Consider the following 25,124-nt stretch of genomic DNA (forward strand, 5'->3'; position numbering starts at 1 on the left):
CTTGCACCTGCAGGAGCTACCGAAGGCTGCGATCTTTTGACTTTGCTCTTCGCAACACTCGGAAAACCTTCTATCCGAGCAGCATTCGATAGCCGACCTAACCTTCAGGCACCCCAATGAGCAAGGACGCTCACGATGCCCCTCTACCTGCGCCTTTTCTTAACTTGCCTGATCACCCTCGCCAGCCTGAACACCCAGGCCACCCCATGCCCCGACTGGCCACCTGAACGCGCCGCAAACGAACTGACCGCCCTGCAAAACCGGGTCGACCTCTGGGACGACAGCTACCACCGCGAAGGAAAATCCCTGGTCAGCGATGAACTCTACGATCAATCCCGCGAGCGCCTCGCCCAATGGCGCCAATGCTTCAACAGCAAGTCCCCCGCTGATCCATTGCGCACGGCGCGCGGCACGATTGTTCATCCGATCGCCCATACCGGTCTCGACAAACTGCAGGACGAAAAAGCCGTCGAGCAATGGTTGCGTCATCGCCAGGACGTCTGGGTGCAGCCCAAGGTCGACGGTGTCGCCGTGACGCTGATCTACCAAGGCGGCCTGCTGACCAAGGCGATCAGCCGCGGTGACGGTGCACAGGGCCAGGACTGGACGGCTTCGGCGCGCCAGATCGCGGCCATCCCCCGGCAACTCACTCAGCCACTAGACCTGCTGGTTCAAGGCGAACTCTATTGGCGGCTGACCGAGCACGTTCAGGCCCAGGCCGGCAGCCTCAATGCCCGCTCGACAGTCGCCGGCCTGATGGCGCGCAAAATCCTGAATACAGAGCAGGCGAATGGCATCGGCCTGTTCGCCTGGGACTGGCCGGAAGGCCCCGCCAGCTTGCCGGAACGCACCGCAACCCTGAATGAACTGGGCTTCCCCGACACCACCCTCTACAGCCAATCGATCAACACACTGGCAGACGCGCAACGCTGGCGCGATCACTGGTATCGCTCGCCCCTGCCCTTCGCCAGCGACGGCATCGTCCTGCGCCAGGCACAACGCCCACCCGCCGAACGCTGGCAAGCCAAACCTTCCTATTGGAGCGTCGCCTGGAAATACCCCTTCGCCCAGGCGCTGGCCGAGGTGCGCAAGGTCCACTTCAGGATCGGCCGAACCGGACGAATCACCCCGGTACTGGAACTGTCACCGGTAATGCTCGATGACCGGCAGATCAAACGCGTCAGCGTCAGCTCCCTGCAACGTTGGCAGGCGCTGGACATCCGGCCGGGCGACCAGGTCGCCATCAGCCTCGCCGGCCTGACCATTCCCCGGCTCGACAGCGTGGTGTTGCGCAGCAGCGAGCGCGCGGAAATGAACGCACCCAACGCCACGGCCTTCCATGCCCTGAGCTGCTGGCAGCCGACACCGGGATGCGAAAGCCAGTTTCTCGCGCGGCTGGCCTGGCTCAGTGGCAAACAGGGGCTGGCCTTGCCCCAAGTCGGCCCGGGCACCTGGGAAAAACTGCTCAACGCAGGTCGCCTGAACGGCCTGCTGGATTGGCTGACCCTCGATGCCCAAGAGCTTGCTAATATTGACGGCTTGGGCGAGCGCAGTGGCGCACGCCTTTCGACCAGTTTCGACGACGCCCGACAGCGCCCTTTTGCCCGCTGGCTCAAGGCGTTGGGCATGCCGCCGACAGGCCAGGCGCGCCTCGCCGACTCATGGCAGGACCTGACACAACGAAGTATTGAACAATGGCAGGCTGAAGCCGGAATCGGCCCGGGACGCGCCGCGCAATTGAGTGCGTTTTTCCGCGATCCGCAGGTGCTGGCCTTGAGTGAAACCCTGAAAGCAGCCGGCATCGACGGTTTTTAGTGTCCGGGAACCCGCCAGTACCGATGAGCTCAAACAAGCCATTGCCGCAGAGAACCGACTGCCTTTTCACATGGAGCTTTTATGAAATTACTTTCACCGCTCGCCCTGTTGACCCTTTGCAGCGTGCTGTCCACCCCATTGATGGCCGATGAAGAAGCGCCCGGGCTGACCGGCTGCGCCGCCAAGAAACAAGGCATCATCAATCAGATTGAACTGGCCAAGTCCCGCGGCAACGACAGTCAGTTGGCCGGTCTGGAAAAAGCCCTGAGCGAAGTCGAGGCCAACTGCACCGACGCCTCGCTGAAGAAAGAGCGGGAGAACAAGGTGCTCGAGGCCAAGCATGAAGTCAGCAAGCGTCAGGCAGACCTGGACAAGGCCATGAAAAAAGGCGACCCGGAGAAGATCGACAAGCGCAAGGAAAAACTGGCCCAGTCCCGCAAGGAATTGCAGGAAGCGGTGGACGAGCTCGATAAATAATCCGGACTAAACGCTCCATGTAGCAGCTGGCGAAGCCTGCGTCCGGCTGCGCAGCAGGACGCAGGCTTCGCCAGCTGCTCCAGAGGCAGCGCACCGATCAATGATCCCTGAACGCCTTATGACATGCACTGCAAGCATCCTCGACCTTCTGCACCGCCGGCCCCAGGTTGCTGGCCTTGTAGGGCTGGATCTGACTGGCGATCACCAGTTCGCCGGTGGCGCTTTCAAGATCGCGAGCCATTGCCTGAAAGCGTGCCTGCTGTTCCCATACATCGCTGGTCGCACTGGTGTGGTCTTCCTCTCGAACCTGCGGGAAATGTTTCCAGGGTTCGTGGGACAAGGCGTCGAGTTTCACCGCGCCTTCGGCAAATTTAGGCCCGTCGAACGGAATGCGGCCACGCAACATGCCACCCAGGTCTTCACCGGTCTTGAGCATTTGCTTGAAAATCGCCTTGCGCTGACCCAGCGGCGAATTGGGGTCGATCCCGCCGCACGCGGACAACGTCAGGCAGGCCAGCAATACAACAGAAAGTCTTTTGAGAGTCATGGTGGCTTCAGGTCACGGGAAACGGCGGCCAGTATCCTCGTGTCCTCGGCAAACACCAATAGCCCTAACATTAATACGGGTTGTCTGAGTGCATGGAGCACTCGGGCAGCCGGCAAAGGAATTACTCCATGAACAGCCGTTTCAAGGCCTGGCGCCAGCGCCTTGCCCGCACCCTGCCCATCGCAGCCCTGCCGATGGTGGCCCTGCTCGCAGGCTGCACCGGTGGTGAAAAACAGCCTCCGAAAACCCACGCCCTGGCCACTTACTCCGCCGGTACCTGGGAGGCCCTGCCGGCCGTGAGCGATAACGACCTGGTCGCCGGTTTCGGCTCCTGGCGCAGCGCCTGTACGCGGCTCAAAGCCGACCCGGTCTGGGGCGGCACCTGCGCCGCGGCGGCGAACGTGCCGCAAATTGCCAACGATATTCGCGGCTTCCTCAAGCAGAACCTCGATGTCTACGGCCTGCGCGCCGCCAACGACAACCCCAACGGCCTGATCACCGGCTACTACGAACCGGTCTATCCCGGCAGCCTGACGCAGACCGCCAGCGCCAACATCCCGGTGTACGGCGTGCCTGAGGACATGATCATCGTCTCCCTGGACAGCATCTATCCGGAACTCAAGGGCAAACGTCTGCGCGGTCGCCTTGAAGGCCGGGTGCTCAAGCCCTACGACGATGCGGCAACCATTGAAAGCAAGGGCGTGAAGGCGCCGGTGGTGGCCTGGTTGACCGATCCGATGAACCTGCAATTCCTGCAGATCCAGGGCTCGGGGCGCATCCAGCTCGACAGCGGTCGCCAGCTGCGCATCGCTTACGCCGACCAGAACGGTCACCCCTATCGACCGATCGGCCGCTGGCTGGTGGAACAGGGCGAGCTGAAGAAAGAAGACGTGACCATGGGCACCATCGCCGCCTGGGCCAAGGCCAACCCGTCGCGTATTCCGGAACTGCTGGGCAGCAACCCGAGCTATGTGTTCTTCACCCGCAACCCCGACAGCAACGAGGGCCCTCGCGGCTCGCTGAACGTGCCGCTGACGGCGGGTTACAGCGCGGCGGTGGATCGCAAGGTGATTCCGTTGGGCAGTCTGTTGTGGCTGTCCACGACCCGTCCGGATGGCAGCGCGCTGGTGCGGCCGGTGGCGGCGCAGGACACCGGTGGGGCGATTGCCGGCGAGGTTCGTGCGGATCTGTTCTGGGGGACTGGAGATGCAGCTGGGCAACTGGCCGGGGACATGAAGCAGCAGGGGCAGATCTGGATGTTGTGGCCTAAGGGGGCGGCGTTGCCGCAGGTGCCTCAGGTTGCTGATAAGCCTTGAGGCCCTGAAGATCAAAAGATCAAAAGATCGCAGCCCCTGCAGGAGCTGCCGAAGGCTGCGATCTTTTGCTTTTGCCGTTACATCGACACCACAAAAAACGCCACGATCAGCCCCAACCCAACGAACCAGACCAGCGTCCGCAGGATCGCCCAGTCCGCCAGGTAGCAAATGATGTAGAGCAGCCGGCTGGTGATGAACAGCACCGCCAGCACATTGATCGTCACCAGCTCGGCGTTTTCCACCAGGTGCGCCACCAGGACGGCCGCGGCGAATGCCGGGGTGATTTCAAAGCCGTTCAATTGCGCCGCATGGGCGCGCCGGGCCAGGCCGTTCAGCGACTCGAGGAAATCCCGGGGATCGTGGTTGTCGTCCAGGCGGTAACCGCCAGCGATCTTGGCCACGGCCGTGCACACATACGGCAGGAAAATCGCGATCAAAATGCACCACAGAGCAACCGTCATAGAGCAATCCCTTCTTCAGGTTTTCAGAATTTCATCACCAGCATGCCGATCAATACCAGCCCACAGGCTAAGAGCCGCGGCCGGCCGAAAGGTTCTTTCAGGTATCGCATGCCGAACAGCACCACCAGAATCACGCTGATCTCGCGCAGGGCCGCCGCTTCGGCAATCGAGCCCAACTGCATGGCCCACAGCACCAGAGCGTAGCTGAACAACACGCAGAACCCGACCGCCAGGCCCAATCGCCATTGCTCGCGCCAGAACAACCGGAACGCCGGTCGCTTGCGCGCCCAGGCCAGCAACGGGAACGGCCAGGCACTGAGCAGTGTCACCCAGACCAGATAATCCAGAGGATGCGACCAGCGCCGCAGCGCCTGACCATCGATGAAGGTGTAGCAGCCGATGCACAGGCCGATCAGCGCCACCACCGGCAGCATCGACCACGGCAAGCGCGCACCGCCTCCGCCCTGCCACAGCAGGCACAACATGCCCAATGGGATCAGCAGGATCCCGAAGATCTGCTGATGGGTCAGCACCTCTCCGGCAAAGATCAGCGTCAACGCCAGCACCACCAGCGGTGACAACCCGCGCATCAGTGGATAGACCAGCCCCAGATCGCCCACCCGATAGGCCTGGATCAACAGATAGCGATAGAGCAACTCGAAGGCCGCCGACGCCAGGATCCACGGCCAGATCTCCAGAGGCGGCAGTTCCACGAATGGCAACATCACGACCACGAACAGCAGCGCCACGCTGTCCATGCAGGCCACCACCAGCAGCCGTTCGGCGCTGAATTTGATCAGGGTATTCCACGCCGCATGCAACAGCGCCGCCACCAACACCAGAGCCGTCGCAAGCACGGCACACTCCTTTTTGTTGCCGCACGGTCCTCTGCAGGCGCTGTCGAAGGCTGCGATCTTTTGACTTTAAAGATCAAGATTAAAAGATCGCAGCCTTCGGCAGCTCCTACATAAAGCGCGCAGAGAATTGATTCGCGATATGTCAGCAGCTGTTTATACTGCAAACCGACCACGCCGCACTCAGTTGCGCACAGACTAATTCCAATAAAAATCCTGCCCCGCCCGCTCTCGTCGAGATCGGGCGCCGGCCTGCGTATGCCTGATCACCGCGTCCAGACTAACGACAGAGACCCTGCGCATGCCACTCGCCTTGCTTGCACTCGCTGTTGCCGCGTTCGGCATCGGCACCACTGAATTCGTCATCATGGGCCTGCTGCCCGACGTCGCCCGCGACCTCGCGGTGAGCATTCCCCACGCCGGCCTGTTGATCACCGGCTACGCGCTGGGCGTGGTGTTCGGGGCGCCGATCCTCGCGGTGGGCACCGCGAACATGCCGCGCAAGGCCACGCTGCTGGGCATGACCTTGATGTTCATCCTCGGCAACGTGCTCTGCGCTTTGGCACCGAACTACGCCACGCTGATGGCCGCCCGAGTGGTCACCGCGCTGTGCCACGGGGCGTTTTTCGGCATCGGTTCGGTGGTGGCCGCAGGATTGGTGGCGCCGAACAAGCGGGCACAGGCGATTGCGATGATGTTCACTGGCCTGACTCTGGCCAATGTGCTGGGTGTACCTTTGGGCACGGCGCTCGGGCAATACGCCGGCTGGCGCGCGACGTTCTGGGCGGTGTCGGTGATTGGCGTGATCGCCGCGATTGCGCAGTGGCTGTGGCTGCCGAAAAACATCGCGATGGACAAGGCCAACCTTGCCAGCGAATTCCGGGTGCTGGGCAAGCTCAACGTGCTGCTGGCGCTGGGCATGAGCGTGCTGGCGTCGACCAGCCTGTTCAGCGTCTTCACCTATATCGCGCCGATCCTGCAGGACGTCACCGGCGTCAGCCCCCACGGCGTGACCGTCATGCTGCTGTTGTTCGGCGTCGGCCTGACTGCGGGCAGCATGCTCGGCGGGCGCCTGGCAGACAGTCGCCTGCTGCCCTCGCTGACGGGCATGGCACTGGCCGTGGTGCTGGTATTGGCTGCCTTCAGCCAGACCAGCCACTCGGTGATCCCGGCGGCGATTACCCTGGTGTTGTGGGGGATTTTTGCCTTCGCGCTGTGCCCGATCCTGCAACTGCTGATCATCGACCAGGCCCACGAAGCGCCGAATCTGGGCTCGACCCTGAACCAGAGCGCCTTCAACCTCGGCAACGCCACCGGCGCCTGGATCGGCGGGCTGGTGGTCGCCAGCGGCGCAGATCTGGCGGACCTGCCATGGACCGGCGCACTGGTCAGCGGGTTGACGGTGCTGACAGCGCTGTTCTTCATCTACCGTCAGCGGCGCTCCGTAGCAGTCCTCAACGCGCCAAGCTGAAACCGAATCACGCTCTCTGTAGCAGCTGGCGAAGCCTGCTGCTACATGGACCGCGTTATTCAGGTTTTTCTTCCTGATCCGCCGACTCTTTCGGGGGGCCGCTCTCGCTGCGAATCTGCGCATGACTGATCAGCGCGAAGATGAAGCTGCCGCCGATGATGTTCCCCACCAGCGTGGGCCCGGCGAACACGGTCCAGAAATCCTTCCACGGCAACTCACCGGCGAACACCAGGTACGAAACCTCCAGTGAGCCGACCACAATGTGGGTGAAATCCCCCAGCGCCATGAAATAGGTGATGAGGACGATGATCCACACCTTGGCGCTTTCCATGGACGGGATCATCCAGACCATGGTGGCGATCATCCAGCCGGAAATGATGCCCTTGGAGAACATCTGGCTGCGGTCGCCTTCCATGACCTTGCGGCCGATGTCAAGAAAGGCGACGTCGGTCTTGCTGTCGAAAATCGGCAGTTCCAGCATCACGTAGGCCACCAGTAAGGTGCCGCACAGATTGCCCACCAGCACCACCGACCACAGTCGCAGCAAGCGGCCGAAATTGCGCAACGTCGGTTCGCTCATGACCGGCAACACCGCGGTCAGGGTGTTTTCGGTAAACAATTGCTGACGGGCAAGGATCACCGCGAGAAAGCCAGCGCAGTAGCCGAAACTGGCGACCACCTTGAAACCCTCGCCATCGGGCAGACGCGAATTCAACAACCCCATGGCCATCAACGACAGCCCCATGGTCAGCCCGGCCGCCAGCGCCGACCACCACAGCGCGGCGATGCTGCGCTCAAGCTCCTGATCGCCCTGTTTTCTGATGATTTCATGCAACACCGCCGCACGCGGTGGCTGATTCTTTTCGACCTCGCGCTTTTCCTTGGCCGAGAGATCGGGGGTCTTTCCACTAATGGGAGTAGTCATGGCACGAACACCGGTGGCGGGTCATTTAGCTACGACCGTGGCCACCGGCATCGGTTCTGTGCGGGAGCAGGCTCCCCCCCGGCAGGAGCGAGGCTTGCCCGCGAAGAGGCCGGCAAATCCAGCAATTTTGGTGACTGACACACCGTCTTCGCGGGCAAGCCTCGCTCCTACAGTTTCAGGGGGTACGCAAAATAGGCGGATCAACCAAAACCACTGTGGGAGCGGGCTTGCCCGCGATGAGGTCGGTACATTCAACGAAGATGTTGAATGTCAGGCTGCCATCGCGAGCAGACTCGCTGCCACCGCTTCAAGTCGGCGTCATTCGACGCTGGCGTCGTCCTTGAACTGGTCCTTGACGTACTTGATCTCGGTCCGCCCGTGGGGTGCCGGCAGGCCGTCTTCGCCGAGGTTGACGAAGACCATTTTCTCCACCGTCAGGATGCTTTTACGGGTGATCTTGTTGCGCACTTCGCAGGTCAGGGTGATGGAGGTGCGGCCGAACTCGGTGGCGGTGATACCCAGTTCGATGATGTCGCCCTGGCGCGAGGCGCTGACGAAGTTGATCTCGGAAATGTACTTGGTGACGACGCGCTGATTGCCCAGCTGAACGATGGCATAGATCGCCGCTTCTTCGTCGATCCAGCGCAGAAGACTGCCGCCGAACAGCGTGCCATTGGGGTTGAGGTCTTCGGGCTTGACCCATTTGCGGGTGTGGAAATTCATGGGGGGTCTCCGAGGTGTCTGGACGAAGGTGGTGAATGGCCCCCAGCTTCAAGCTTCAAGCCTCAAGCTGCAAGTAAAAGCCGACCCGTTCTCGCTTGTCGCTTGTCGCTTGCAACTTGTCGCTCAAAGAAAGCTATAATCGCCCCCGTTTCAAAACGGTAACTTCTACTTGCTACCGTTTCCCGCCACCTGTCCGAGGGGCGCTGCAGCAGGTAAAACCTGTCAGGCTCGGATGGGGCGTTGCCAGGCCTTGAACGGCCCGACACTAAACGCACAACGGCGCCCATTCGCATAACTACGAATGGAGGCTCTTCATGAGCGCTGTAATCACGCCTGCAGATTTTACCGACTACAAAGTCGCCGACATGTCCCTGGCCGCCTGGGGCCGTCGCGAAACCATCATCGCCGAATCCGAAATGCCGGCCCTGATGGGTCTGCGCCGCAAGTACTCCGAAGAGCAACCGCTCAAGGGCGCGAAGATCCTCGGCTGCATCCACATGACCATTCAGACTGCCGTGCTGATCGAAACCCTGGTTGCCCTGGGTGCCGAAGTACGCTGGTCGTCCTGCAACATCTTCTCGACTCAGGACCAGGCTGCCGCTTCCATCGCCGCTGCCGGCATTCCGGTTTTCGCCTGGAAAGGTGAAACCGAGCAAGAGTACGAGTGGTGCCTGGAGCAGACCATCCTCAAGGATGGCCAGCCTTGGGACGCCAACATGATCCTCGACGACGGCGGCGACCTGACCGAGCTGCTGCACAAGAAATACCCACAGGTTCTGGATCGCGTCCACGGCGTGACCGAAGAAACCACCACCGGCGTGCACCGCCTGCTGGACATGCTGGCCAAGGGCGAGCTGAAGATCCCGGCCATCAACGTCAACGACTCGGTGACCAAGAGCAAGAACGACAACAAGTACGGCTGCCGTCACAGCCTGAACGATGCCATCAAGCGCGGTACCGACCACCTGCTGTCCGGCAAGCAGGCGCTGGTGATCGGCTACGGTGACGTGGGCAAGGGTTCGGCCCAGTCCCTGCGTCAGGAAGGCATGATCGTCAAGGTCTCCGAAGTCGACCCGATCTGCGCCATGCAGGCCTGCATGGACGGTTTCGAAGTGGTATCGCCGTTCATCGACGGTATCAACAACGGCACCGAAGCCAGCATCGACAAGGCCCTGCTGGGCAAGATCGACCTGATCGTGACCACCACCGGTAACGTCAATGTTTGCGATGCGAACATGCTCAAGGCCCTGAAAAAGCGCGCCGTTGTCTGCAACATCGGTCACTTCGACAACGAAATCGACACCGCTTTCATGCGCAAGAACTGGGCATGGGAAGAAGTTAAGCCACAGGTGCACAAGATCCACCGTACCGGCGCTGGCAGCTTCGATCCGCAGAACGACGACTACCTGATCCTGCTGGCCGAAGGCCGTCTGGTGAACCTGGGCAACGCCACCGGTCACCCGAGCCGCATCATGGACGGTTCGTTCGCCAACCAGGTGCTGGCGCAGATCTTCCTGTTCGGCCAGAAGTACGCCGACCTGTCGCCGGCCCAGAAAGCCGAGCGCCTGACCGTTGAAGTACTGCCCAAGAAACTCGACGAAGAAGTGGCCCTGGAAATGGTCCGCGGTTTCGGCGGCGTCGTGACTCAACTGACCAAGACCCAGGCCGACTACATCGGCGTGACCGTCGAAGGTCCGTTCAAGCCGCACGCTTATCGCTACTAAGAGCAGCTGCAAGCGATGAGCTTCAAGCGGCAAGCGAGGTCAAAAGCCGACCTTGCCGCACGAAGCTCAACACTTTGCCCCAAACTTGCTATCACAGCTCACCGTTGTAAGTTTCAGGAACGAGAGACGAGCGCACCTCCGCCTCTCTTGCCGCTTGTGGCTTGCAGCTTGAAGCTGGAGACCTCCCCCATGTCACAAGATCGTCGCTACAGCTTCGAGTTCTTCCCTACCAAGACCGACGCTGGGCATGAGAAGCTGCTCGCCACTGCCCGTCAGCTGGCTGCCTACAACCCCGATTTCTTCTCCTGCACCTACGGCGCTGGCGGTTCGACCCGTGATCGCACCCTCAACACCGTGTTGCAGCTCGAAAGCGAAGTCAAAATCCCTGCCGCACCGCACTTGTCCTGCGTGGGCGACAGCAAGGACGACTTGCGTGGCCTGCTGAGCCAGTACAAGGCCGCCGGCATTACCCGTATCGTCGCGCTGCGCGGTGACCTGCCATCGGGCATGGGCATGGCCAGCGGCGAACTGCGCCACGCCAATGACCTGGTTGAATTCATTCGTGAAGAGACTGGCGATCATTTCCACATCGAAGTCGCCGCTTACCCGGAAATGCACCCGCAAGCGCGCAATTTCGAAGACGATATCGCCAACTTCGTGCGCAAGGCCAAGGCCGGCGCGAACAGTGCGATCACCCAGTACTTCTTCAACGCCGACAGCTACTTCTACTTCGTCGATCGCGTACAGGCGCTGGGCGTCGACATTCCAGTGGTGCCAGGCATCATGCCGATCACCAACTACAGCAAACTGGCACGCTTCTCCGACGCCTGCGGTGCGGAAATCCCACGCTGGATCCGCAAGCAACTGGAAGCGTACGGCGACGACACCCAGAACATTCAGCGTTTCGGCGAGCAAGTCATCACCGAAATGTGTGAACGTTTGTTACAGGGTGGCGCGCCAGGGTTGCACTTCTATACCCTGAACCAGGCCGACGCCAGCCTGGCTGTGTGGAATAACCTGAAGCTGCCCCGCTGATCGTTATCCCCGCAGGAACAAGGGCCCTCTTCGGAGGGTCTTTTTTTTGAAAACAAAAACATGGAATGCTGCAGCAATGATGCCCGCCACCCCACGCCCACAACTGGTCTATCTGGTCTTTGGTTCCGAAACCTATCACCAGGAAGCCGTCTTCAGCATTGCCAGTGCCCTGGCGTGGCTAGAGGGAACGCCGGACGCCGCCCTGGATATCCAGGTCTTCAGCGACAACCCGCAGCCCTACGAAAAACTGCCGGTGCGCGTTCGCCCGCTCGACGAGGCCACCCGCCGTCGCTGGAACGAACCCCATGGCTATCACTTTCGCGCCAAACATGTTGCCCTGCGCGAAGTCCTGCAAGAGTCCGAACTTGCACTGCTGATCGACACCGACACCTTCTTCCATTGCTCGCCGCTCAAATTGTTCGAGCGCGTGCAACCGGGCACGCTGCTGTGCAACGACTACTACACCACCTACGGCAACAATAAGGAAAACGTGCTTTACAGCGCGCTGGCGACCACGCTGAAGGAGCGAGGCCTGGCGGACGATCAGATGACGCTGCTCAATTCCGGCGTCATCGGCCTGCACCAAAAGGATGCGCACATCCTGGATCATTCGATCGCCCTGATCGACGAGCTGTATCCGTCCGTGCGCGGCGCGTACACCCTCGAAGAGTTCTGCCTGTCGGTCGCGGCCTACCGCACGCTGAAAGTCACCAAGTGCCCGGACCTGATCCATCACTACTGGAGCCGCAAGCAGCTGTTCCGGGCCAAGGTCCAGGCCTGGGTTGCCAAACATGCCGCGCAACCGACCAGTGTGGCCGCCCTGGCCGATACCCATCAAGTGACGGATCGACTGCCACGCCCCCCTCGCTCCCAGCGAATGCTCTACAAGCTCATCACGCTGGCGCTACCCGTGCACCTGCGTCAGTTCATTCGCGAAATCCTATACGGCTGCTACGACCACCCCAACGAATTCGATAAGGCCTGCGGTCCGGTCTGGTGGGAAAAGGCGCTGCAAAACCAGAAGGAACGCGTCGGTACGCCCGTTTGCCACAAGGTGCTGGAACACTGGTTCACCCACCGGTCGGTCAGGCTGATTCTGGGGCAGCGATGCGCGGCGATTCATGAACACTTGCTCAACACGCCAGCGAAATAGAGACGTCGCGCCCAATCTGCTCAAGTCTTCGTTAAACATGCAAGCCAGAGCTTCTCATTAAGCGTTGGGCGTACTAACCTCAGGCCATGCCTGTCATTTTCCAGCTTCTGACCGCTGTGCTTATCACTTGCCTGAGCTTCACTGCCCGGGGCGAGAAATTGCGCATTGTCACCGAACCGTGGGCGCCCTACGTCTACGAGGAAAATGGCAAGGCCCTGGGCCTGGACTACGAAACTACGGCCATCGTCTTCAAGCGTCTGGGCATCGAAGTCGAATGGCAATTCCTGCCGTGGAAACGCTGCCTGTCGATGCTCGAAACCGGTCAGGCCGACGGTGCGCTGGACATCTTCCACAGTGCAGAGCGCGACGCGACCCTGCTCTACCCCAGCGAACCGCTGTCGCAAGTGCAGTTCGTGATGTTCTACGCCAACGAGCGCCCTCACCCCTTTCGCACCCTCGACGAACTGCGCGGCCTGACCATAGGCATCTCGCCGGGCTACCTGTACAGCCAGGATTTTCGCGACTCGACGCTGTTCACCCGGGAACCTGCGCCGAGTCATGAAGCCAACTTCGGCAAGCTGCTTCGCGGACGGATCGACCTGCTGATCACCGACCGCCGGGTCGGCCAGCATTTGCTCGACGAACTGAAGATCCGCGACAAGATCACCGAAAACCCCACCATCATCAGCCAGCAGAGCCAGTTTCTGGCGGTGCGACGCAATGCCGGCATGGACTTGCTGGTGCAGCGTTTCGGCGCCGAACTCAAGCGTTTCAAGCGCGAGCCGGCCTACGCGGAACTGAGCGCCCGTTACGGTGCCGCGCCCGCCGATCCGGCAAGCGCGACCAATGGCGCGAATGCCACCGCCATCCGCGGCAAAACCGTTGAGCAGCAGGAAAGCGGCGCGCAGTGATTGCTCTGTTATACTCCCGCGTTCCCGCCAGGCTCACGCCCGGACGCCCGGAATCGTTCAAGGCATCTTGACCCCGCTACAGCGCAGCTCTTCAGCCCGCGCGAGCACTCCAGACGAGCTTTCGAAACCCGGCAGGACCGGACGGGATTGCGTCCTCTCAAACGCCATTCGCGCCAGGCAAGACTCCCATTGGGCAACGCCCTAACTAAAAACAGGATTACTCATGTCCTTTGCTTCCCTCGGTCTCTCCGAGGCTTTGGTCCGCGCTATCGAAGACGCGGGCTATACCGAGCCTACTCCGGTGCAACAGCGGGCCATTCCCGCCGTGTTGCAGGGCCGCGACCTGATGGTCGCCGCACAGACAGGTACTGGTAAAACCGGCGGTTTCGCCCTCCCGATCCTGGAGCGGTTGTTCCCCAACGGTCACCCGGACAAATCCCAGCGCCACGGCCCGCGCCAGCCGCGCGTCCTGGTCCTGACCCCTACCCGCGAGCTCGCAGCCCAGGTTCACGACAGTTTCAAGGTCTATGCCCGTGACCTGAAATTCGTCAGCGCCTGCATCTTCGGCGGCGTCGGCATGAACCCGCAGATCCAGGCCATGTCCCGTGGCGTGGACGTGCTGGTGGCCTGCCCCGGCCGTCTGCTGGACCTCGCCGGCCAAGGCAGTGTCGACCTGTCCCACGTGGAAATCCTCGTGCTGGACGAAGCCGACCGCATGCTCGACATGGGTTTTGTCCATGACGTGAAGAAAGTCCTCGCGCGCCTGCCGGCCAAACGGCAGAACCTGCTGTTCTCGGCGACCTTCTCCAAGGACATCACCGATCTTGCCGGCAAGCTGCTGCACAACCCGGAACGCATCGAAGTCACGCCGCCGAACACCACGGTCGAGCGCATCGAACAGCGCGTGTTCCGCCTGCCTGCCAGCCACAAGCGTGCGCTGCTGGCCCACCTGATCACCGCCGGCGCCTGGGAACAGGTGCTGGTGTTCACCCGCACCAAGCACGGCGCCAACCGCCTGGCCGAGTACCTGGACAAGCACGGCCTGCCGGCTGTGGCGATCCACGGCAACAAGAGCCAGAACGCGCGCACCAAGGCCCTGGCCGACTTCAAGGCCAATGAAGTGCGCATCCTGGTCGCCACCGACATCGCCGCTCGCGGCCTGGACATCGACCAGTTGCCACACGTGGTCAACTTCGAACTGCCGAACGTCGATGAAGACTACGTGCACCGCATCGGCCGTACCGGTCGTGCCGGCCGTTCGGGCGAGGCCATCTCGCTGGTCGCGCCAGACGAAGAAAAACTGCTGAAAAGCATCGAACGCATGACCAAGCAGAAAATCGCCGACGGCGACCTGATGGGCTTCGATGCCAGCGCCGTGGAAGCGGAAAAACCTGAAGCCCGCGAACGTCCGGACATGCGCAACCCGCGCAACGCCCGTGGCCCGCGCGGTGAAGGCGCGAACGCCGGCAGTGGCGGTCGCAAGGACAAGGGCAAGGACAAAGGCAAGGAAAAATCCGCCAGCGAACGTGGTGAACGCGGTGAGCGTGGCGACCGCCCTGCCCGTCAGCAAAAACCACGGGAAGGCACCCCGGCTCGCGAACAGCGTCCAAGCCAGCCGCCACGTGCCGCAGCCGATCGTGATCCGGAAGAGTTTCTGGACGACGATATCGACAACTTCGGTAACCGCGTCGACTACGTGCCGCAGCAGAAGCCGGCCCAGGGTCGTGGCCGTCGCCAAGGCACTCCGGGACAAGGCGCAGCCGCCGGTTCCGGCGCGCCACGTGGCGGCAAGCCACAGGGCCAGGGTCGCCAGAACGGCCCGCGCAACAGCGATGGTGCCAGCAGCGGCACCCCAGGCGCCAAGCGCAATGGCCCACGCAACGGTGCACCACGTGGCGATGGCCAGGGCCGTCGTGAAGACTCGCGCAATCGCCGCCCGTCCCGTGACGACCAGTCCCGTTCGGAACCGGCCGTGCAGAACCCTCGGGGCAATGCGCCGAAGATCATGCACAAGGAGTCCAAGGTCGACCGCTTCCCGACGCCTGAGCAGCTGGATCAACTGCCAAGCCGTCCGCGCGGTGAAAAGCCGGCGTTGCTGACGCGTAATCGCTGAGCTGTCGCTGAAATAAAAAATGCCCCGTACCGAAAGGTCCGGGGCATTTTTTTATGCACATCAAATTGCTTGTGTAGGAGCTGCCGAAGGCTGCGATCTTTTGATCTTAAAAAACAAAATCAAAAGATCGCAGCCTACGGCAGCTCCTACAGTCTCAGCATTACTTCGCTTTGACACCTTCAAACGAAACGTACATGTCGACCGCGTCGGACTGTGGACCCAGGTCCATCATCTTGCCGAAATCAGAGCGCTTGAGGCTGAAGGTACCCTCGAAGCCTGCACGGTAGCCGCCCCATGGATCCTTGCCTTCACCCAGGAAAGTGGCCTTGACCACGATTGGCTTGGTCACGCCCAGGATGGTCAGGTCGCCGGCCACGTCAGCGGTGTCCTTGCCGGCAGCGTTCTTGCCGGTTGGCTTGACGCTGGTGGAGACGAAGGTGGCCTTGGTGCCGTTCAGGAAGTCTTTGCTGGAGATGTGCTTGTCACGTTCGGCGTTGTTGGTGAAAACGCTGGCGGTGTTGACGTTGAACTCGATCTTGCTGTCTTCAGGCTTGGCAGCGTCGAAGCTGAACTTGCCATCGATGTCCTTGAAAGTACCGGTGATGTAGCTGTAGCCCAGGTGGCTGATCTTGAAGTCAACGAAGGCGTGCTGGCCTTGTTTGTCGACCACGTAGTCGGCGGCCATCACATTGGCGGACAACAGGGCGGAACCGATTGCCAGAGCGGCGAGAGTCTTTTTCAACATGCTTTGTTTTCCTTGGTAGTCGAGGTTGAACTTCAGTCTTTGCGACCCAGCATGCGCTTGAGGGTCACGTCGCGGTCGATAAAGTGGTGCTTCAATGCTGCCAACGCATGGAGGCCGGAAAAAATTACCAGCGCCCACGCCAGGTAGAGGTGAATCGCGCCGGCGTTATCCGCCTGATCCGGTAGCCCGGAAATCAGCGCAGGCACTTCAAACCATTCAAACACCGGTATCCCGACACCTTCTGCGGTGGAAATCAGGTAACCGGCAATCATCACGGCGAACAGACACAGATACAGAAAGGCATGGCCGAATTTCGCGCCCAGGCGCGTCATGGGGCTATAGCTGTCCAGGGTCGGCGGCGGTGGGCTGATGAAGCGCCACAACACCCGAAAAATCATGACCGCCAGCAGAATCAGACCGATGCTCTTGTGCAGGTCGGGACCTGCCTTGCGCCACGGATCGTAGTAGCCGAGGCCAACCATCCACAGCCCCAGGCCGAACAAACCGAACACTGCCAGAGCCACACCCCAGTGCATGAAGATGCTGACCCAGCCGTAGCGGGAAGTAGAGTTACGTAGCTGCATTGCCGGGTTCCTGTAAGTGCTGGGCCAAGACTATCGATTTACCTATCGAATTAAAGCCGAAAATTTCGCTCTGAAAGATCGAGAAATGCGATCAAGAGTCTGAAATGGGTGAGTTAAGAAAAGATTAAAGGCGAAAGTTTGACCAGGTGTTAGCGATCAGACGGAAATTTGTCGCAGCCCATCCGACGCCATCGCGGGCAAGCCCGCTCCCACAAGGATCTATGGGAGCGGGCTTGCCCGCGAAGGCATTAGTCCAGGCAATAAAAAAGCGCGGCCTGTAAGCCGCGCTTTTTTGTTCAACCCAATGCCTTACTGAGCCTTGGTCTCAGTCGCCGGTTTGGCCGCCGGCTTCTTCGCCGGTTCAGCCTTTTTCGCCGGAGCTTTTGCCGGGGCCTTTTTCGCTTCGGTCTTGGCCGCCGGTTTCTTGGCCGGTGCCTTGGCTGGCGTCTTCTTGGCGGGCTCTGCTTTTACCGGTGCCGCAGCAGGCTTCGGCGCTTCTACCGGAGCAGGGGCCGGCGCTGGCGCAGGTGCTGGAGTCGGCGCAGGTGCCGGGGCAGGCTCTGGTGCCTTGGCCGGTTCCGGCTTCTTCTCGTCATCCGAACCACCGAACAGGTTGGTGAAGAAGTTGCCCTTCTTCGCCGCGACCGCGCCGGCTGCTGCGGCGGCCGCCACTGGTGCGGTTTTGGCTGGCTCGAACGACTTGCCCGCCGCCAGGTCTTCGACCTGACTGGCCGCGCGCTGGCCGGAACGCAGTGCGCCTTCCAGGGTGCCCGGGTACAGGGCGTCGGTGTGTTCGCCGGCGAAAGTGACGCGCTGGATCGGACGTTCCCACAGGCGCCAGAACTTGCTGATCTGGCCAGGACCGAAGGCCAGGTAGGCGCCGCCGGTCGATGGATCGGTGCTGTAGCGACGGATTTCATAACCGGTGAACGAGCCGCGCGCCTGTGGATAAAACGCGTGCAGGCGAATCAGTACCTGATCGACCATCTGCTTGTCGCCAAAGGCCTGCATCACCCGCGCGTTGTCGCCGGACAGGTTGATCACCACGTTGGCGCCGCCCTTCAGGGCCGGTTCGATCCACAACATGCCAAGGCCGGTGTTGCTGTAGATCTCGCCGGACATGCGCGCCTTGCTTTCCCACACCGGCGTCTTGAACTTGAGCATGATCTGGTCGCGCCAGCCGTAGTTGGTGCCCTTGATCGCGGCCAGGTGCTGGGCGTCCAGCGCCGGAGTCATCTGGATCTTGTTCAGGGCGCGCAACGGCACGGCCAGGACCACGTAGTCAGCCTGGTAGCCAACGCTGCCGACCTTGACGGTCACGCCGTCCTTGTCCTGGGTGATGGCCGACACCGCAGAATCGGTCTTGATGGTCTTCAGCTGTTTAACGAAGGCCTGGGACAGCACCGCACTGCCGCCCACCAGTCGCGAAGCGCGCAGGTCGCGGTCGGAGACGCCACGATAAACACGGTTCTGCTGGGCGAAATACAGCAGCGACAGGCGCGAAGGCTCGTCATAGCGGGTACGGATCTGCTGGTTGACCAGCTGACGCGCGGTCGGCGGCAGGTTCTGCTTGTCGAGCCAGCCGGACACGTTGATCTGGTCCAGGGCGTGCAGGGTGTTGTTGGCCGCCGGGTTCAGCGGGTCATCGATCGAGCGCGCCAGATCATCGGCGGTTTTCTCGTAACGCTTGAGTGCCTCGGCGGTGACCGGGTCCTTGGTGGCCAGGTCCGCCGCGCTGTAATACACGCCGTCGATCAGGTAGCCCGGAGTCCGCACGAATTCAGGGGCCGGCGTGGTGCTCAGCTTGAAGGTCGAGACGTACTTGTTGAGCACCGGCTGGGTCTTGTCGTTGCCGATCCACTCGCTGGTGGCCATGCCGGAGCGGCCGCCCAGGCTTGGCTTGGCCTCCAGCAGCGTGACCTGCCAGCCCTTGGTCTGCAGCTCGTAGGCCGCGGTAAGGCCCGCAACCCCGCCGCCGATCACGATCGCGGTTTTATCCTTGGCCAGCGCAGACACGCTGAACAGCCCCAACATCACCAGCGCACAGGCGCGCAGCCAACCGACAGACATTCAGCGAACTCCGGAAAACACGTAGGAAAAATCTGTTTTGCGAGCCAGACGGCTCAAAGAAGCGCGAAGGATACGTCAGGCTTCCGATGCTCGCCAGCAACGTCTATCGCCCCGTAAAAAGTAGCTCAATCGACACAATGGGTTGTTCGCAGGGCACGCATTGCATAGGCTTGCGCGACTGTATGTCCGCGTGTGTCACGGACAGCCTCGAGGAGACTGAGAATGGGCCTGAATAATCAGTGGATGCAGCGCGATCTCGCCGTGTTGTGGCATCCCTGCACCCAGATGAAAGACCACGAACAGCTGCCGCTGATCCCGATCAAGCGCGGTGAAGGCGTCTGGCTGGAAGACTTCGAAGGCAAGCGCTACCTCGATGCCGTCAGCTCCTGGTGGGTCAACGTGTTCGGCCACGCCAACCCGCGGATCAACCAGCGCATCAAGGATCAGGTCGATCAGCTGGAACACGTGATCCTCGCCGGTTTCAGCCATCAACCGGTGATCGAGCTGTCCGAGCGCCTGGTGAAGATGACGCCTGAGGGCCTGAACCGGGTGTTCTACGCCGATAACGGTTCGTCCTGCATCGAAGTCGCGCTGAAAATGAGCTTTCACTACTGGCTCAACCGAGGCCAGCCGAACAAGAAACGCTTCGTCACCCTGACCAACAGCTACCATGGCGAAACCATGGCGGCGATGTCGGTGGGCGACGTGCCGCTGTTCACCGAAACCTACAAAGCCCTGCTGATGGACACCCTCAAGGTGCCGAGCCCGGACTGCTACCTGCGCCCCGAGGGCATGAGCTGGGAAGAACACTCGCGCAATATGTTCGCCGCCATGGAACAGACGTTGGCCGAGCATCACGACAGCGTCGCGGCGGTGATCGTCGAGCCGCTGATCCAGGGCGCCGGCGGCATGCGCATGTACCACCCGGTATACCTCAAGCTGCTGCGCGAAGCGTGCGATCGCTATGGCGTGCACCTGATCCACGACGAAATCGCCGTGGGCTTCGGCCGCACCGGCACCCTGTTCGCCTGCGAACAGGCCGGCATCCGCCCGGACTTCCTCTGCCTGTCCAAGGCCCTGACCGGCGGTTATCTGCCGCTGGCGGCGTGCCTGACCACCGACGAGGTCTACAGCGCCTTCTACGACGATTACCCGACCCTGCGTGCCTTCCTGCATTCGCACAGCTACACCGGCAATCCGCTGGCCTGTGCGGCGGCGTTGGCGACGCTGGATATCTTCGAGCAAGACAACGTCATCGAGAACAACAAGGCCCTGGCCGCGCGCATGGCCTCCTCCACGGCGCACCTGGCCGAGCATTCGAACGTGTCCGAGATCCGCCAGACCGGCATGGTGCTGGCGATCGAGATGGTCAAGGACAAGGCCAGCAAAGAGGCTTATCCGTGGCAGGAGCGTCGTGGGCTGAAGGTGTTCCAGCATGCGCTGGAGCGTGGTGCGCTGCTTCGGCCACTGGGTAGCGTGGTGTATTTCCTGCCGCCGTATGTGATTACGCCGCAGCAGATTGATTTCCTGGCTGAAGTGGCCAGTGAGGGGATCGATATCGCTACCCGTGACAGTGTCAGCGTGGCGGTGCCGAAGGACTTTCATCCGGGGTTCCGGGATCCGGGCTGATTTGTTGTAGTGCCTGGGCGGGCCTCATCGCGGGCAAGCCCGCTCCCACAAGGATCTGCGTCGTACACAAATCATGTGAACACCAATGAACCTGTGGGAGCGGGCTTGCCCGCGATGAAGTCGCCACCGATTCAACTGATTCACACTTTTCCAGAGACAAGAAATGAGACTGTCCCGCTTCTTTATCGACGCCCCCCTGAGCACCGGGGAGCACGAATTGCCCGAGGCCCAGGCCCATTACATCGGCCGGGTGCTGCGCATGGCCGAGGGCGATGCGTTGCAACTGTTCGACGGTTCGGGCCAGGAATTCCGGGCCCGGCTGGTCGAGGTCGGCAAGAAACGCGTCGTGGTGCAGATCGATGAAAGCTTCGCCGGTCAGGTCGAGTCGCCGTTGCAGATCCACCTCGGCCAGGGCCTGTCCCGTGGCGAGCGGATGGACTGGGCGATTCAGAAGGCCACCGAGCTGGGCGTGAGCGAAATCACCCCGATCTTCAGCGAACGCTGCGAAGTCCGCCTGAAGGACGAACGCGCCGACAAACGCCTGCTGCACTGGCGCCAGGTGGCGATCAGCGCCTGCGAACAATGTGGTCGCTCGCGGGTGCCGGTGATCCATCCGCCGGTGTTGTTGGCCGATTGGTTGAAGCAGACTCAGGCCGAGTTGAAGCTGGTGCTGCATCCGGTGGCAGAGCCCCTGGTCAGTCATGCCAAGCCATCGACGCTGGCGTTTCTGATCGGGCCGGAGGGTGGGTTGTCGGATGTCGAGGTTGAGCAGGCCAAAGCCAGCGGTTTTCGTGCTGCCCGCCTGGGGCCGCGGGTGTTGCGCACAGAGACTGCGCCGGTTGTGGCGCTTTCTGTGGCCCAGCAGCTTTGGGGTGATTTCTAAAAAAAGATCGCAGCCTGCGGCAGCTCCTACAGGAGTACGCATTCCCCTGCAGGAGCCGCCGAAGGCTGCGATCTTTTGATCTTGACCTTACTGCACCGGATGACTCACCGGCTTGGCAATGATCGCCTTCAACTCACTGGTCATCGGAAACTCGAGATTCAAACCCTTCGGCGGAATCGGCTGTTCGAACCAGCGCTGATAAATGCCATTGATCTCCCCCGAGCTGTACAGATCCCCCAACGCCCCGTTGACCAGCGCAAGGAACTGCGGATCGTCCTTGCGCACCATGCAGCTGTAGATCTCCCGCGATTGCTCTTCTCCGACCACCACCCACTTGTGCGGATCATGGGCCTTGGCGCGTTCGCCGTAGAGCAGCGCGTCATCCATGTAGAACGCCGCCGCTCGCCCCGATTGCAGCATCTGGAACGCTTCGCCATGGTCCTTGGCACTGATCACGAACATGTCGATCTTGTTGTCGACGTTGTAGCTCTTCAGGAAGCGCTCGTTGGTGGTGCCGGCGGTGGTCACCACATTCTTGCCACGCAGGTCGGCGAAGCTCTTGATGCCGCTGTCCTTGGCCGTCAGCAACTGGCCTTTGACGTAGATGAAACCGTAGGAGAACGCCACTTGCTTCTGGCGCTCGGCAGTCACGCCCGTGGAGCCGCATTCCAGATCCACGGTGCCGTTCTGCACCAGCGGAATGCGCGTCTGCGAAGTCACCAGGTTGTACTTCACCCTCAGGTCCGGCAAGGCCAGTCGCTGCTGGATGCGCTCGACGATCTTGCTCGCCAGATCCACCGAATAGCCCATCGGTTTGCCGCTCTGATCCCCCACGTAAGAGAACGGCACCGACGCATCGCGATAGCCCAGGGTGATGCTGTGGCTGTTGGCGATCTTGCCCAGGGTGCCGGTCAGCGGCGCCTCGTTGGCCTGAACCTGACTGCCGAGCAACAGCCCGAGGGTGCAGCCGAGCAACGTGATTTTTTGCATTGTTATTCTCCGTTGTGGGTGTTGGTGTGTTTCACGAACGAGCAGCGATGACGGTGATTTCCACCAGCACCTGCGGGCGGGCCAGTTCGGCCTGCACCGTGGTCCGGCTGGGCGCCTGTCCCGGCGACAGCCAGGCCGACCAGACTTCGTTCATCGCGGCAAAATCCTCGCCGATGTTTTTCAGGTAAATGGTCGCGCTGAGCAGATGATCCTTGTCGCTGCCGGCTTCGGCCAGCAAGGCGTCGATCTTCGCCAGCACTTCGCGGGTCTGGTCGCCGACCTCTGTGGCATCCCCCGGCACCTGGCCGGAGAGAAATACCAGGTCGCCGAAGGTCACGGCGCCGGACAGGCGCGGGTTGCTGTGCAGACGTTCAATGGTCATGACTGACTCCTCATGTGAAACAGGCGTTCACGCCGCACGGTGATTGAAGCCGTGCAGGTCGATGGAAGGTTGGCGCTGGCCGATCAGCTCGCTGAGCAGGCGTGCGCTGCCGCAGGCGAGGGTGAAGCCCAGCGCGCCATGGCCAAGATTGAGCCACAGGTTGCGATACGCCGTGCCCCCCAGCAGCGGGACGCCGCTGGGCGTTGCCGGACGCATGCCGGCCCACTCCACGGCAGCCTCGTAGTCGCCGGCATTGGGGAAGGTGTCGCGGGCCTGGCGCTTGATCAGGGCCAGGCGCTTGGGGTCGACGGCCGGGTCGAAGCCGACGATGTCGACCATCGCCGCCACCCGAAGTTGCTCGCCGATGCGCGCATAGACGATCTTGCGGTCGTAGTCGGTGATGCTCACGTCCGGCGCCCGGTGGCCGGCACCGATCGGCACGGTCAGGCTGTAGCCCTTGAGCGGGTACAGCGGCAGTTGCAGGCCCGGCAGGTTCAGCAGCGGGCTGCGGTGGCCGGCGGCGATCACCAGTTGATCGACCGCCAATACCTGCTCGCCCAGCTCGATGGCATTGACGCTGCCATTGGCGTGGCGAATGCCGGTCACCGTTTGCCCCATGCGCCATTCGCAGCGGCCGGAAGCGGAGAGCCGTTCGGCCAGCACCTGGCAGAAGGCATGGCAATCGCCCACCTCTTCGTCCGGGGTATGGATCCCGCCGACAAAGGCACCCTCGGCCAGCGCTGGCTCGAGCTGCGCACACTCGGCAGCCGACAGCACCCGCTGCTGTTGCGGATCGGCCAGCTTGTTGCGCGCATGCTCGAAATTGCCGCTGTTGCGAAACGTCACCAGCTTGCCATTGCGCCGCCACTGGAAGTCGGCCAGGCCGTCGTCTTCGCGCCAGTGCTTGAGCGTGTCCTGGCTCAACAGCGCCAGGCGCAACAGATGGGCGGCGTTTTCCCGGTTGACCGAGCTACGGCAGGCGGCGAGGAACGAGACCATCCAGCGCCACTGCGCCGGGTCCAGGCGCGGGCGCAGCTTGAGGGGCGAATCGCCGCGCAGCATCCAGCCGATCGCCTGCAACGGCACGCCGGCATCGGCCAGCGGCGCGACGTAGCGATAGGAGAGCTGGCCGCCATTGGCGAAACTGGTCTGGCTGCCCAACGCGTCCCGGGCCTCAATCACTGTCACGTCGAAACCGTCGCGCACCAGCGCATAAGCCGTTGCCAGACCAATCACACCGCCGCCGATGATGCACACACGCTGAGCCATTGCCGTTCCAAAACCGTTGTGAAGATGCGCCCGAGGTTAGAGCCAGGTGACAGGCGTCGAACAATGAATAAAGATGCCAAACCCATAAACAAAGGTTATGGACTCGCCATGCGCCTTCGTCACATCGAGATTTTCCAGGCCATCCGCCAGACCGGATCGATCAGCGCCGCCGCGCAATTGCTGCACGTCTCCCAGCCGGCGGTGACCAAGGTGCTGCAACACGCCGAGCAGCAGCTTGGGTTCCCGCTGTTCCTGCGGGTGCGCGGCAAGTTGCAGGCCACCCCCGAAGCGCTGGAGCTGGAGCGCGAGGTCGACAAGGTCAGCGAGAGCCTGCAAGGCGTGCGGCGCCTGGCGCAGAGCCTGCGTCGCCAGCCGGGCCACAGCCTGCGCATCGGCGCCACCCCGGCCTTGGCTCTGTCACTGCTGCCACCGGCCATTCACGAGTGGACCGGGCGTTACCCGGATATCGCCTGCGAACTGTCCAGCGCCCACAGCCGGGAGCTGGTGCAGAACCTCTTGATGCGCGAAGTGGATGTCGCCCTGACGTTGCAGCGACCGGATCATCCGGGGTTGAAGGCTCAGGAACTGGCTCGCGGGGTGTTGGTGGCGTTGGCGCCAAAGGGGCATTGGCCGGAGGCGGAAGTCGGCCAGCCGTTGCCGCTGATGGCGTTGGCGGATGCGCCGTTGATTGGGCTTTCCAGCGCCGACCCGTTGGCCGCACGGCTCGACAGTTATCTGGAAGCAGTCGAACCGCCTCCCCGGGTGCGCATTGCCGTGCAGACTTATTCACTGGCCCGGGCGATGGTGGAGTCGGGTGCAGGGCTGGCGGTGATCGATCCGTTCACGGCCCTTGGCGCGTCTCCCGCCACGACCACCATCCGCCCGCTGGCACCGCCGCTGCCCATCACCCTGTACGCCGTCACCCGCGCCAGCGAACCACCGCCGCATACCTTGAATGATTTGTTGCAAGTGTTCAGTCGGCGGGCGCAGGAGCAACTGGATCACTTGATCCCGACACCGACCTGACTGCTCCCACAGGGGGTTGGG

At 61.9% G+C, this 25,124-nt stretch carries 23 protein-coding genes and 1 riboswitch; of the genes, 12 read left to right on the forward strand and 11 right to left on the reverse strand.

The genetic code is table 11. The features are described 5' to 3' along the window. Nucleotides 1–135: 135 nt before the first annotated feature. Both ligB and HNO86_RS08905 read left to right on the forward strand, forming a co-directional pair. The gene (gene ligB / locus HNO86_RS08900; RefSeq protein ID WP_175376633.1) at nt 136–1,815 is read left to right on the forward strand and encodes an NAD-dependent DNA ligase LigB; all 1,680 of its coding nucleotides are present in this window, start codon (nt 136–138) and stop codon (nt 1,813–1,815) included. An 81-nt stretch (nt 1,816–1,896) separates the two neighbouring features. After that, a complete protein-coding gene (locus HNO86_RS08905) occupies nt 1,897–2,292 on the forward strand; it encodes a DUF1090 domain-containing protein (protein WP_175376634.1) in 396 nt (131 codons plus the stop codon). A gap of 97 nt (nt 2,293–2,389) precedes the next feature. Here HNO86_RS08905 and HNO86_RS08910 read toward each other — a convergent pair whose 3' ends face one another. After that, nucleotides 2,390–2,839 (reverse strand): cytochrome c, encoded by a 450-nt coding sequence (locus HNO86_RS08910; RefSeq protein ID WP_175376635.1) that lies wholly within the window; start codon nt 2,837–2,839, stop codon nt 2,390–2,392. Between the two features lie 128 nt (nt 2,840–2,967). Here HNO86_RS08910 and HNO86_RS08915 point away from each other — a divergent pair, with 128 nt between their 5' ends. After that, nucleotides 2,968–4,155 (forward strand): murein transglycosylase A, encoded by a 1,188-nt coding sequence (locus tag HNO86_RS08915; protein ID WP_175376636.1) that lies wholly within the window; start codon nt 2,968–2,970, stop codon nt 4,153–4,155. Nucleotides 4,156–4,232: 77 nt separating this feature from the next. Here HNO86_RS08915 and HNO86_RS08920 read toward each other — a convergent pair whose 3' ends face one another. Then, nucleotides 4,233–4,616, reverse strand: coding sequence for an MAPEG family protein (locus HNO86_RS08920; protein WP_175376637.1), 384 nt, complete (start codon nt 4,614–4,616; stop codon nt 4,233–4,235). 23 nt (nt 4,617–4,639) lie between these two features. Further along, nucleotides 4,640–5,473, reverse strand: a complete 834-nt coding sequence (locus HNO86_RS08925; RefSeq protein WP_175376638.1) for an EamA family transporter — start codon at nt 5,471–5,473, stop codon at nt 4,640–4,642. A gap of 298 nt (nt 5,474–5,771) precedes the next feature. Between HNO86_RS08925 and HNO86_RS08930 the strand changes: the two genes are divergently transcribed. Then, entirely contained in the window at nt 5,772–6,941 is a 1,170-nt protein-coding gene (locus HNO86_RS08930; RefSeq protein ID WP_175376639.1) for an MFS transporter, read from the forward strand. Between the two features lie 55 nt (nt 6,942–6,996). Here HNO86_RS08930 and HNO86_RS08935 read toward each other — a convergent pair whose 3' ends face one another. Beyond that, nucleotides 6,997–7,866, reverse strand: a complete 870-nt coding sequence (locus HNO86_RS08935) for a formate/nitrite transporter family protein (RefSeq protein ID WP_175376640.1) — start codon at nt 7,864–7,866, stop codon at nt 6,997–6,999. Nucleotides 7,867–8,184: 318 nt separating this feature from the next. Continuing rightward, the gene (locus HNO86_RS08940; RefSeq protein WP_056853937.1) at nt 8,185–8,589 is read right to left on the reverse strand and encodes an acyl-CoA thioesterase; all 405 of its coding nucleotides are present in this window, start codon (nt 8,587–8,589) and stop codon (nt 8,185–8,187) included. Between the two features lie 189 nt (nt 8,590–8,778). Next, nucleotides 8,779–8,881: riboswitch (S-adenosyl-L-homocysteine riboswitch) on the forward strand. A 22-nt stretch (nt 8,882–8,903) separates the two neighbouring features. Here HNO86_RS08940 and ahcY point away from each other — a divergent pair. The 5 genes from ahcY (at nt 8,904) to HNO86_RS08965 (ending at nt 15,525) form a co-directional block, all read left to right on the forward strand. After that, the gene (ahcY, locus tag HNO86_RS08945; protein ID WP_175376641.1) at nt 8,904–10,313 is read left to right on the forward strand and encodes an adenosylhomocysteinase; all 1,410 of its coding nucleotides are present in this window, start codon (nt 8,904–8,906) and stop codon (nt 10,311–10,313) included. 189 nt (nt 10,314–10,502) lie between these two features. Then, nucleotides 10,503–11,348, forward strand: coding sequence for a methylenetetrahydrofolate reductase [NAD(P)H] (metF, locus tag HNO86_RS08950; RefSeq protein ID WP_175376642.1), 846 nt, complete (start codon nt 10,503–10,505; stop codon nt 11,346–11,348). A 76-nt stretch (nt 11,349–11,424) separates the two neighbouring features. Then, nucleotides 11,425–12,501, forward strand: a complete 1,077-nt coding sequence (locus tag HNO86_RS08955; protein ID WP_175376643.1) for a hypothetical protein — start codon at nt 11,425–11,427, stop codon at nt 12,499–12,501. An 86-nt stretch (nt 12,502–12,587) separates the two neighbouring features. Next, the gene (locus HNO86_RS08960; protein WP_175376644.1) at nt 12,588–13,412 is read left to right on the forward strand and encodes an ABC transporter substrate-binding protein; all 825 of its coding nucleotides are present in this window, start codon (nt 12,588–12,590) and stop codon (nt 13,410–13,412) included. Nucleotides 13,413–13,635: 223 nt separating this feature from the next. After that, a complete protein-coding gene (locus tag HNO86_RS08965; protein ID WP_175376645.1) occupies nt 13,636–15,525 on the forward strand; it encodes a DEAD/DEAH box helicase in 1,890 nt (629 codons plus the stop codon). A gap of 160 nt (nt 15,526–15,685) precedes the next feature. Here HNO86_RS08965 and HNO86_RS08970 read toward each other — a convergent pair whose 3' ends face one another. The 3 genes from HNO86_RS08970 to HNO86_RS08980 all read right to left on the reverse strand — a co-directional run bounded on the left by HNO86_RS08970 (nt 15,686) and on the right by HNO86_RS08980 (nt 18,924). Then, nucleotides 15,686–16,270, reverse strand: a complete 585-nt coding sequence (locus tag HNO86_RS08970) for a YceI family protein (protein WP_175376646.1) — start codon at nt 16,268–16,270, stop codon at nt 15,686–15,688. A 32-nt stretch (nt 16,271–16,302) separates the two neighbouring features. Beyond that, complete coding sequence (locus tag HNO86_RS08975) at nt 16,303–16,854, reverse strand: cytochrome b (protein WP_175376647.1); 552 nt, start codon at nt 16,852–16,854, stop codon at nt 16,303–16,305. A gap of 309 nt (nt 16,855–17,163) precedes the next feature. Next, nucleotides 17,164–18,924, reverse strand: a complete 1,761-nt coding sequence (locus HNO86_RS08980) for a flavin monoamine oxidase family protein (protein WP_175376648.1) — start codon at nt 18,922–18,924, stop codon at nt 17,164–17,166. 222 nt (nt 18,925–19,146) lie between these two features. Between HNO86_RS08980 and HNO86_RS08985 the strand changes: the two genes are divergently transcribed. Continuing rightward, on the forward strand, nt 19,147–20,553 hold the full coding sequence (locus HNO86_RS08985; RefSeq protein ID WP_175376649.1) for an adenosylmethionine--8-amino-7-oxononanoate transaminase: 1,407 nt from the start codon (nt 19,147–19,149) through the stop codon (nt 20,551–20,553). A gap of 163 nt (nt 20,554–20,716) precedes the next feature. After that, nucleotides 20,717–21,436: a 16S rRNA (uracil(1498)-N(3))-methyltransferase gene (locus tag HNO86_RS08990; RefSeq protein ID WP_175376650.1), complete on the forward strand. Its 720-nt coding sequence runs from the start codon at nt 20,717–20,719 to the stop codon at nt 21,434–21,436. Nucleotides 21,437–21,523: 87 nt separating this feature from the next. On the opposite strand, the gene HNO86_RS08995 is transcribed toward HNO86_RS08990, so the two are convergent. From HNO86_RS08995 to HNO86_RS09005, 3 genes are read right to left on the reverse strand one after another with little or no spacing between them, the layout of a single operon-like run. Then, nucleotides 21,524–22,426 carry a transporter substrate-binding domain-containing protein gene (locus HNO86_RS08995; protein WP_175376651.1) on the reverse strand — a complete coding sequence of 301 codons (903 nt, stop codon included), beginning with the start codon at nt 22,424–22,426 and terminating at the stop codon, nt 21,524–21,526. A 31-nt stretch (nt 22,427–22,457) separates the two neighbouring features. Then, nucleotides 22,458–22,808, reverse strand: a complete 351-nt coding sequence (locus HNO86_RS09000) for a RidA family protein (RefSeq protein WP_175376652.1) — start codon at nt 22,806–22,808, stop codon at nt 22,458–22,460. Between the two features lie 27 nt (nt 22,809–22,835). Next, nucleotides 22,836–24,077, reverse strand: coding sequence for a D-amino acid dehydrogenase (locus HNO86_RS09005; protein WP_175376653.1), 1,242 nt, complete (start codon nt 24,075–24,077; stop codon nt 22,836–22,838). Between the two features lie 108 nt (nt 24,078–24,185). Between HNO86_RS09005 and HNO86_RS09010 the strand changes: the two genes are divergently transcribed. Then, nucleotides 24,186–25,103 carry a LysR family transcriptional regulator gene (locus HNO86_RS09010; protein ID WP_175376654.1) on the forward strand — a complete coding sequence of 306 codons (918 nt, stop codon included), beginning with the start codon at nt 24,186–24,188 and terminating at the stop codon, nt 25,101–25,103. Nucleotides 25,104–25,124 lie beyond the last annotated feature (21 nt).

Origin of the sequence: Pseudomonas sp. C1C7, assembly GCF_013359595.1 — a bacterium.
Taxonomy (GTDB): Bacteria; Pseudomonadota; Gammaproteobacteria; order Pseudomonadales; family Pseudomonadaceae; genus Aquipseudomonas.